The sequence below is a fragment of the Sphaerisporangium corydalis genome (assembly GCF_025506355.1).
GTDB lineage: Bacteria > Actinomycetota > Actinomycetes > Streptosporangiales > Streptosporangiaceae > Sphaerisporangium > Sphaerisporangium corydalis.
The window spans coordinates 18,898-27,415 of sequence record NZ_JANZYP010000095.1 but is presented as its reverse complement, the minus strand read 5'-3'; the positions used below and the strand labels follow the sequence as shown (position 1 = coordinate 27,415).

Annotated in this window: 10 protein-coding genes and 1 riboswitch; of the genes, 5 read left to right on the top strand and 5 right to left on the bottom strand. The window is 69.9% G+C overall.

The annotated features are described in order from the left end of the window. Nucleotides 1-70: 70 nt before the first annotated feature. Entirely contained in the window at nt 71-559 is a 489-nt protein-coding gene (gene def, locus NYZ98_RS38785) for a peptide deformylase (protein ID WP_262850045.1), read from the bottom strand. A gap of 225 nt (nt 560-784) precedes the next feature. Here def and NYZ98_RS38780 point away from each other — a divergent pair, with 225 nt between their 5' ends. Next, nucleotides 785-1,255: a ribose-5-phosphate isomerase gene (locus tag NYZ98_RS38780; protein WP_262850043.1), complete on the top strand. Its 471-nt coding sequence runs from the start codon at nt 785-787 to the stop codon at nt 1,253-1,255. A gap of 48 nt (nt 1,256-1,303) precedes the next feature. Here NYZ98_RS38780 and NYZ98_RS38775 read toward each other — a convergent pair whose 3' ends face one another. Both NYZ98_RS38775 and NYZ98_RS38770 read right to left on the bottom strand, forming a co-directional pair. After that, the gene (locus NYZ98_RS38775) at nt 1,304-1,516 is read right to left on the bottom strand and encodes a hypothetical protein (protein ID WP_262850041.1); all 213 of its coding nucleotides are present in this window, start codon (nt 1,514-1,516) and stop codon (nt 1,304-1,306) included. Between the two features lie 37 nt (nt 1,517-1,553). Next, nucleotides 1,554-2,807: a GNAT family N-acetyltransferase gene (locus NYZ98_RS38770; protein ID WP_262850040.1), complete on the bottom strand. Its 1,254-nt coding sequence runs from the start codon at nt 2,805-2,807 to the stop codon at nt 1,554-1,556. 119 nt (nt 2,808-2,926) lie between these two features. Here NYZ98_RS38770 and NYZ98_RS38765 point away from each other — a divergent pair, with 119 nt between their 5' ends. Further along, nucleotides 2,927-4,045, top strand: a complete 1,119-nt coding sequence (locus tag NYZ98_RS38765; RefSeq protein ID WP_262850038.1) for a PP2C family protein-serine/threonine phosphatase — start codon at nt 2,927-2,929, stop codon at nt 4,043-4,045. A gap of 80 nt (nt 4,046-4,125) precedes the next feature. Here NYZ98_RS38765 and NYZ98_RS38760 read toward each other — a convergent pair whose 3' ends face one another. Then, the gene (locus NYZ98_RS38760; RefSeq protein ID WP_262850035.1) at nt 4,126-4,731 is read right to left on the bottom strand and encodes a response regulator transcription factor; all 606 of its coding nucleotides are present in this window, start codon (nt 4,729-4,731) and stop codon (nt 4,126-4,128) included. A gap of 252 nt (nt 4,732-4,983) precedes the next feature. Here NYZ98_RS38760 and NYZ98_RS38755 point away from each other — a divergent pair, with 252 nt between their 5' ends. The 3 genes from NYZ98_RS38755 (at nt 4,984) to NYZ98_RS38745 (ending at nt 7,268) form a co-directional block, all read left to right on the top strand. Next, a complete protein-coding gene (locus NYZ98_RS38755) occupies nt 4,984-6,291 on the top strand; it encodes a M50 family metallopeptidase (protein WP_262850033.1) in 1,308 nt (435 codons plus the stop codon). Nucleotides 6,292-6,365: 74 nt separating this feature from the next. Beyond that, entirely contained in the window at nt 6,366-6,761 is a 396-nt protein-coding gene (locus NYZ98_RS38750; protein WP_262850031.1) for an MmcQ/YjbR family DNA-binding protein, read from the top strand. A 144-nt stretch (nt 6,762-6,905) separates the two neighbouring features. After that, nucleotides 6,906-7,268: a nuclear transport factor 2 family protein gene (locus NYZ98_RS38745; protein ID WP_262850029.1), complete on the top strand. Its 363-nt coding sequence runs from the start codon at nt 6,906-6,908 to the stop codon at nt 7,266-7,268. Between the two features lie 77 nt (nt 7,269-7,345). Here NYZ98_RS38745 and NYZ98_RS38740 read toward each other — a convergent pair whose 3' ends face one another. Next, nucleotides 7,346-8,284 carry a hypothetical protein gene (locus tag NYZ98_RS38740; protein ID WP_262850027.1) on the bottom strand — a complete coding sequence of 313 codons (939 nt, stop codon included), beginning with the start codon at nt 8,282-8,284 and terminating at the stop codon, nt 7,346-7,348. 34 nt (nt 8,285-8,318) lie between these two features. Next, a riboswitch (cyclic di-AMP (ydaO/yuaA leader) is annotated at nt 8,319-8,458 on the bottom strand. Nucleotides 8,459-8,518 lie beyond the last annotated feature (60 nt).

Below are 8,518 nucleotides of genomic sequence, written 5' to 3'. Positions count from 1 at the left end.
GAGAACCCCCGCCCCTCCCCCCGTGCCCGAACACCTCCCTTAGGGAGGCCGTCCTTCGGGTCCGGGTGGTTCAGTGGGTCTGGAGGAGGATCTTCCTGGCCGCGTCCTTGGCCAGCCGGTCGACGTACAGGATGCCCTCCAGGTGGTCGTACTCGTGCTGGAAGCACCGTGCCAGGAACCCCCTGGCCCGTACGCGCACCGGCCGCCCGAGCCGGTCGAAGCCGCTGACCGTCACGCCCGACGCCCGGGGCGTCGGCGCGTACAGCGGCTTCCCGGTCTCCCGGCTGGGCACCGACAGGCACCCCTCCTCGTCCAGGGCCTCCTCGGTGTCGTCGACGACGAGCTCCGGGTTGACGACGTGACCCTTGCGCCCGCCCGCGTCGTACACGAACAGCCTCTTGGGCACGCCGATCTGCGGCGCCGCCAGCCCGACGCCGTCGGCGGCGTACATCGCGTCGACCATCTCGTCGATCAGCCGCCGCAGCTCCCTGTCGAAGTCCGCGACGGGTTCGGCGGGGGTGCGCAGGACCGGGTCACCGATCACGCGGATCTCACGCATGCAGCTCTCCTGTAAGGGGTCATGTGGCGAACTGCCGCTTACTGTAACGGAATGCGCCCCGGCGAGGAGCCGCGCTTCATACCGATCGCCCATCACCTCGTACGTCGATCTCCGCCACGTCGCGTACCGTGATCTCCCGCCATCTCAAGGATCTTGTACCGCGATCATCGGTGGCGCGGCGCGGCCGGATGGACCAGTGGCGCGCGCTGCTGCGACAATGGGCCGGTGCGCGTCCATATCGCCGCCGACCACGCCGGCTACGAACTAAAGAACCACCTGGTCTCCTGGCTGAAGGAGCACGGCCACGAGGTCGTCGACGACGGTGCCTTCGTCTTCGACGCCGAGGACGACTATCCGACCTTCGTGCTCCGCGCGGCCGAGGGAGTCGTCCTCGACCCCGGCAGCCTGGGCGTGGTGATCGGCGGCTCGGGCAACGGCGAGCAGATCGCCGCCAACAAGGTGCGCGGCATCCGCGCCGCGCTGGCCTGGAGCGAGGAGACCGCCTCGCTGGCCCGCAAGCACAACGACGCCAACGTCATCAGCCTCGGCGCGCGGCAGCACTCCCTCGAGGACGCCACCCGTTTCGTCGAGGTCTTCCTGGACACGCCGTTCTCGGGCGACGAGCGGCACAGCCGGCGCATCGCCCAGATGTTCACCTACGAGACGACCGGCGCCATTCCGCCGCTGCCCCAGTAAGCCCCTGACCGCCCCCGTCACACCGCGATCAAGGGCCGGCGTCGAGGCTCAGCCGTCCTTGCGGCGGCGGGGTTCGGGCTTGCGCTGGGGTTCGGGCCTGCGCGGCGGCTCGGGCCTGCCGCGGGGCGGCTCCGCCTTGCGGGGGGCTTCGTCCCTAAGGGGACGCCTGTCGGCGGTGTCCTGGTGCTCGGCGGTCGGGCGCGAGACGTCCCGCGCCCGCATCGCCGTGATCGCCGTGATCTGCAAGCTCTGCAGTGCCATACCCGCATCCTAGAACGCGGGCCCTCCAGGACGGCGATCAGAACACCAGACCACCCCATGGCTGAACATCCCACGCCATCGCCGTCGAAAGCGCCCGCAACGCACCGGGCCGGGCCTCCCGCACGATCCCGGCGCCCTCGTAGGTCCCGAGCGTCCTGCCGCCGAGGTAGGCGGCGCCCAGCACGTGGACCGGAAGGCGCAGGTCGGCGGGGGCGTCCGTGCGCTCGCAGGTGGCCCCGGAGGCGTCGGCGGACAGCCGCCACCGTCCCGCGTTCCAGGGGCATACCTCGTCCTCCACGTCGATGACCACGTCGACCGGCGCGGCGTAGGCGCGCTCGGGCATGGCCCTGCCGACGTCGACCACGCGCATCCACAGCTCGTCCAGCCATCCGGCGTTCAGCAGGCGGGGCTCGGCGAGCAGATGCATGATCGGGTCGTCGGCCGGGCGGTTCCACGCGTACACGCGCGAGCACAGGTCACGGTCGAGCACGTGCCGCCACACCAGGGCGTAGGCGGCGGGGTCCAGCCCGAACAGCTCGATCAGCCGGACCTCGCCGTCGGCCACGTCATGATCGGTGTAGTGCGCCTTGAGGCGGAACAGCGCGTACCCCCGCACCCCCGCGTCGTCCTCGGCGATCACGCAGCGCAGGGTGGTGGCCCCCCGGCGGGCGTCCTCGTCGTCGGCCAGCAGGGCGTTCCACTTCGCGGGCGTCCGGGCGTAAAGGCCGGGCCGGGTCGTGAGGACGGTGTCGAAGACCTTCTCGATCTCGGCCCGCGCCGCGGCGGGACGTACGACGCGCAGCCGCAGCGAGGGGTCGGACGGCGCGTCGCGGACGAACTCCGAACCGCGCTTGGGGATGCGGAAGAACAGGCTGTCGGCGGCCCTGCCGAACCCGTACCGCCGGTAGATCGCCGCCTCGGAGGCGTACAGCACCGCCGTCGGCTCGCCGCTCTCGTGCAGGTCGGCGAGCTGGCGGCGCATGAGCGTGGACAGGACGCCCTGGCGCCTGCGGGAGGGGAGCACCGCCACCGCCGTCACCCCGCAGACCCGTCTCGGGCCGCCCGGCACGGTCATGGTGAAGCTCAGCCCCATCGTGGAGCCGATCAGCCGGTCACCCTCGAAGAGGCCAAGGGACCTGTCGAACTCCAGAAGCGCCTTGAAGCGCTCGGCGCGCGGTCCTACGGTGTCCTCCGCGAACGCTTCCTGGTCGATCTCCAGCCATTTGTCGTACTCGGATTCCTTGATCGGGCGGATGGTCCGATCCGGCTGCGGGCTTGGTTCCGTGTTCACCCGATTAACGTTATGGCCGGGCAAACCGGATCGGCCACCTAATATCCCTGTTTAATGATCAAGGTCTTGGTCAAGTCGGCTGCCCAAAGTACAGACGGGCAGATAGAGTCAGGTGCATCATGACTTCCCGTCCGGTGCCGCTGATCCCCCCACGGCTCCGCGCGATCCTGATACGCATCCCGTTCCTGGTGCCGATCGTGCGATTCCTGCGCAGGGGACCGCTGGCGCGTGACCGGAATCTCCTGATCACCCTGAGCCTGCTCACCCTGCTGCTGGGCGGCCTCGCGGCCCGGGTCTCGGCCGAGTGGTTCTCACCGAGCCTGTTCATCCTCGTCACGCTGGTCGGCGGGCTGCAACTCCGGTTGCGCAGCCTCCTGGTCCTCGTGAGCGTGGTCGGCGTCGCCCTGGCGTACGTCGCCCTGGCCCTCGGCGCCCGCTCGGTGGGCGCCGGCCTGCTGGTGACCATCGGGTTCGCCACGATCCTGGCCTCGATGATGGCCCGCACCCGGGGCAAGCTCGGCGTCCAGGGCCTGCGAGGCGACGTCATGCTCCTGGAGCTCCGCGACCGCCTCAAGCGGCAGGGCGAGCTGCCGCCGCTGCCCACCAAGGACTGGGGCTCGCGCGTCGTGCTCAAGCAGGCGGGCGGCTCGTCGTTCGGCGGCGACTTCCTCGTCTCCATGCGGCACGGCTCCATCCTGGAGATCGCGCTGGTGGACGTGTCAGGAAAGGGCGTGGACGCCGGCACGCGCGCGCTCATGCTCTCGGGCACCTTCGGCGGCCTGCTCGGCTCCGTCGACTCCTTCCTGCCCGCGTGCAACGCCTACCTGCACCGCCAGCCCGAGGGGGAGGGGTTCGTCACGGCCGTCCACCTCCGGCTCGACCTGTCCACCGGCGCCTACGACATCACCTCGGCCGGCCACCCGCCCGTCGTCAAGTTCGACGCCGGCACCGGCACCTGGCAGGTCTCCGCGGCCAAGGGCGTGGTGCTCGGCGTCGTCCCCGACCTGCACTGCGAGCCGGACAGCGGCGTGCTCCGCAAGGGCGACGCGCTCATGCTGTACACCGACGGCCTGATCGAGCAGCCGGGGCGCGACATCGACTCGGGGCTCGACCGGCTCCTCGGCGAGGCCGAGCGCCTCGTCCCCTCCGGCTTCTACGACGGCGCGCGCCCGCTGGTCAACTCCATGTCGGCCGGGCACAACGACGACTGCGCGCTCATCCTCATCTGGCGGCCCTAGCCGGGCATCCCCTCCGCCACGCCCGGCCGTCCGGCGTCAGAGCCACCCGCCCCGGGCGTCGCGGCCACCCGGCCTCGGTGTCACAGCCACCCGGCCTCGGCGGCGATGCGCACGGCGTCGGAGCGGTTGCGCGCCCCGGTCTTGCAGATGATGCGCGACAGGTGGTTGCGGACCGTTCCCACGGACAGGTAGAGCTTCGCGGCCACCTCCTTGGAGGCGGCCCCCTGTGCCACGATGCGCAGCACGTCGAGCTCGCGGGGGGTCAGCGGATTGTCCGCCGACGTCAGCGCGGCGATGGCCAGGTCGGCGTCGACGGCCTTGCGTCCCGCGGCCACCCGCCTGATGCCGTCGGCGAGGTGCTCCGGCGCGACGTCGATGCTGAGGAAGCCCAGGGCGTGGGCCGTGAAGGCCCGCCGCACCTGCCCCGGGTTGGGCTGCGCCGAGAGCAGGAGCACCTTGCACTGGGGGGCCTGCTCGTGCAGCCGGGCGGCGGCGGTGAGGCCGTCGACGTCGGGCAGGTCCACATCGATCACCGCCACGTCCGGGGTGAGCTCCAGGGCTGCCGGCACGATGTATTCGCCGGAGGCGACGTCGGCGATCACCATGAGATCCTTCTCCCCGTTCAGCGATGCCACCAGCCCTCGGCGAACCAGCGGGAGATGCTCGGCAACCAGGATGCGTATCAAGGTGCTCCTTGGGGGGGCATTGGAACAGATTCCGGCACCTATCGCATCGCCGGTTCATATCCCACGGTGTGTACATGATTGCTTACCGTCAATGCAGTCTCCCGATTCGGTCCACGCCGCGCAAGTCACTCCTACGCTTGGTCGTTGAGTGACCGTTTTCTCGACCGGGCCGGAGCCCCCTCCAAGTTCGGTTACTCTCGGACGGGGCAATGTAAACAGCAGGCATCTTCTCCGCAGGCGGGGGTAGCACCTATGAACTGGCTCATTGTGGCCGGGTTTCTCCTCTTCTTCCTCGGGATGATGATCTCTATTGGCTTGCACGAGATCGGGCATCTCGTCCCCGCCAAGCTCTTCGGCGTCAAGGTCACGCAGTACATGGTGGGTTTCGGGCCCACCCTGTGGTCGACGCGGCGCGGCGGAACCGAATACGGGGTGAAGTGGATCCCGCTCGGCGGCTACATCCGGATGATCGGCATGCTGCCCCCGCGGGCCTCCGACGACCCGGGCAAGCTGCGCACCATGTCCACCGGCCCCTGGCAGGGGCTCATCGAGAGCGCCAGGCAGGCCTCGCTGGAGGAGATCCGGCCGGCCGACGGGGACAAGGTCTTCTACCGCAAGCTGTGGTGGCAGAAGGTCATCATCATGTCGGGCGGGCCCGCCATGAACTTCCTGCTCGCCTTCGTGCTGTTCGCGATCATGCTGATGGGCTTCGGCGTCCAGGTGTCCAAGCCGGTCGTGTCCATGGTGTCGGAGTGCGTCATGACCGAGGCGCAGCAGCTCAAGGGGGAGAAGTGCGGCCCCGCCCACCGGCCGACCCCCGCTGCCCTGGCCGGGCTGAAGGTCAACGACAAGATCGTCTCGCTGGGCGGCAGGCCGGTGGCCTCCTGGGAGGACGCGACGAAGGTGATCCGCGCGCACGGCGCGGGCCCCGTCACCATCGGCATCGAGCGCGCCGGCAAGCCCATGACGCTCAACGCGACCCTCATCGCCCAGGACCGCCCGTCCGTCGACGACCCCACGAAGATCGACAAGGCCGTCGGCTACCTGGGAGTGGGCCCGACCACGGTCCTGGAGCGGCAGGGGCTCGGCTCGGTCTTCGCCGTCATGTGGGACGTGACCAAGCGCAGCGCCGAGGCCCTCACCCGGTTCCCGCAAAGGCTGGTCGGGGTCTGGCAGGCCGCGTTCGGCGGGGCCGAGCGTGACCTCAACAGCCCGTTCAGCGTCGTCGGGGCGGGCAGGATCGGCGGCGAGATCGCGGCGGCCAAGGCCCCGGTGGAGAGCAAGATCGTCGTCTTCATCCAGCTGCTCGCCGGGGTCAACCTCGCGGTCGGCATGTTCAACCTGATCCCCCTGATGCCCCTGGACGGCGGGCAGATCGCCGGCGGGCTGTGGGAGGGCCTCAAGCGGGGGTACGCCCGGGTGCGGCGCAGGCCGATGCCCGGCTACGTGGACATCGCCAAGGCCCTGCCCCTGACGTACGCCATGGCGGCCCTGCTCCTGGTGATGGGCACCCTGCTCATCTACGCCGACATCGTCAACCCGATCCGCCTGTCGGGCTGACCTCCACGCGCCCCAGGTCAGGCCGATCTGTGTGACGCTTTTCGAACACGTGGTCGATGCCCTAGGCTAGGGGCGTGGAGAAGCGTGACCCTCTTCCGGAGCTGACGGAGCTCGGGCCGGCCGAGGCGCTGGCGGAGCTGCGGCGCCTGTGCCTGGCGCTGCCCGAGACCAGCGAGCGCGCCAGCCATGGCGAGCCGACCTGGTTCGTGCGGGGCAAGAAGACCTTCGTGACCTTCGCCGACCACCACCATGACGACCGGCTGGCCTTCTGGTGCGCGGCGCCCCCCGGTGTCCAGGAGGCGCTGGTCGCCGAGGCCCCCGAGCGGTTCTTCCGCCCGCCGTACGTGGGCCATCGCGGCTGGCTGGGCGTCTACCTCGACGTCCCCGCCGACTGGGACGAGATCGCCGAGATCGTCACCGACGCCTTCCGCCTGATAGCCCCCAAGACCCTCGCCGCCCGCCTCGACTGACGCCCCCCGGCCCTCGCGGGGACCGTCCCCCGCGTTCTCCGGCGAGCCTCACGGGGACGCGATACCCACCTCGGCGATAGTTGCGCGCCGGCTCTCGCGCCGTATCGTCCTCACCAGTGGTCCCGACCGCGAGGAAGGATCGGTGTGACCGACGACCTGGTGCGACACGTTTTCCAGACGGTCGACTCGTTCGACCCCGACGAGTTCGTGCGGTTGCTGGCCGAGGACGCCACACTGGTGTTCGGCAACGCCGAGCCGATGGTCGGACGCGAGACCATCGCCGCCGGGTTGCGGGGGTTCTTCGCCACCATCGGCGGCCTGCGGCACCGGATCGTCAGGAACTGGCAGGTGGACACCGACGTCATCGCCGAGACCGAGGTGACCTACCGGCGGCTCGACGGCAAGGACGTCAGCGTCGCGGCCGTGTCGATCTGGCGCGTCGGCGACGACGGCCTGATCACGGACTACCGCATATTCGTCGACCTCGCCCCGGTCTACATGGCCTGAGGTTCCATCCGAGGGCCTGGCTGACGGGATCACCGCGGGTCAGGCGCCTGGCGGCTCAGTACATCGAGATGTGCACGTCAGTACATCGAGATGTGCACGTGGTCGAAGTGGTTCGCGGTGATGCCGCCGCGGTTGCTCATGGGCCGCCAGCCGGGGAAGCCCAGGTTGTAGATGCGCTGCTTGTAGATGACGTACTTGACGCCCAGCTTGCGGCCGTTCTTGATCGCCCATGCGGCGATCTGGTCGCCCATGGCGGCCTCCGAGGCCGAGGGCAGCACGCCTCCCGCGCTGAGCATGAAGTCGCACGCGCGGCCCAGGGGATGCTCGCCGCCGGTCTCGGCGCGGTAGCAGCCGATGGAGAAGTGCATCGGGAAGTGGTCCTTCACCTCCGCGCGCATGAGCTGGGTCCGCGGGGTGATGTTGTCGCCGCCGGTGGGCAGTTCGGGCGCCCAGGCGCCGTTGGCCCGCTTGCCGGGCGCCGTCGGGATGAGCTGGTCCAGCTTGTTCTTGATCTGCTTGATCAGCTTCTCGGCGTCGTCGCGTTGCCCGGTCACCTCGACGATGTCCGCGTTCAGCGCGGCGGTGAGCTTGGAGGCGTCGTCGGAGGCCTTCTTGCGGGCGTCCCGCAGCGCGGCGAACCCGGACAGGCGCGCGGTCTGCTCCTCCTGGAGCTGCTCCAGCATGGCGGCGTCGCCGTAACCGGGGGACATGAACTCGCCGACCATGCCGAGGCCACCCGCCTGGTAGCTGAGCTGGGCGATGTCGCCGACCTGGCCCTGGGCCGTGGTGTAGGCGTCCTGGGAGGCCCGGAGGCGTTCGCGTGCCGCCTTCTCGGCGGCCTTGGCCTTGGCGACGGCGACGCGTTTCCCGTTGTACTGGGTGATCAGCTTGTCGACCTTCTTGCCGAGCGAGGTCAACTGGGTCTTGAGCTGCTTCTCGGTGGGCTTGGGGGCGGCGTATCCCGCCGCGGGCTGGACGAGCAGCAGCCCGGCCACGGTCACAAGGCTGGCGGCCACGGATGCGCGGCGGCCGGAAATCGGGGGCAGAGCCCACTCCTCTCCATCTGCCGACCGGGTTAGCTGACGGGTTCGGGCCGGAGTCGCCCTACCACGCGAGGCGTGGATTCACCCCAAGAACCAGTGGGTCCCCGGCTCCCAGGCGGGACACCTGGGATTAGGCGCACCGGCCGTTACGGCAGGTGTGCGATGGATGCTAGTGGTAAAGCCCTGTTCATGGCGACTCGACCAGGC

What these genes read in the sequence shown, in the direction of transcription:
- def (WP_262850045.1), bottom strand. Translation starts at nt 559, where the DNA reads ATGCGTGAGATCCGCGTGATCGGTGACCCGGTCCTGCGCACCCCCGCC.
- NYZ98_RS38775 (WP_262850041.1), bottom strand. Translation starts at nt 1,516, where the DNA reads ATGGCACTGCAGAGCTTGCAGATCACGGCGATCACGGCGATGCGGGCG.
- NYZ98_RS38765 (WP_262850038.1), top strand. Translation starts at nt 2,927, where the DNA reads ATGACTTCCCGTCCGGTGCCGCTGATCCCCCCACGGCTCCGCGCGATC.
- NYZ98_RS38755 (WP_262850033.1), top strand. Translation starts at nt 4,984, where the DNA reads ATGAACTGGCTCATTGTGGCCGGGTTTCTCCTCTTCTTCCTCGGGATG.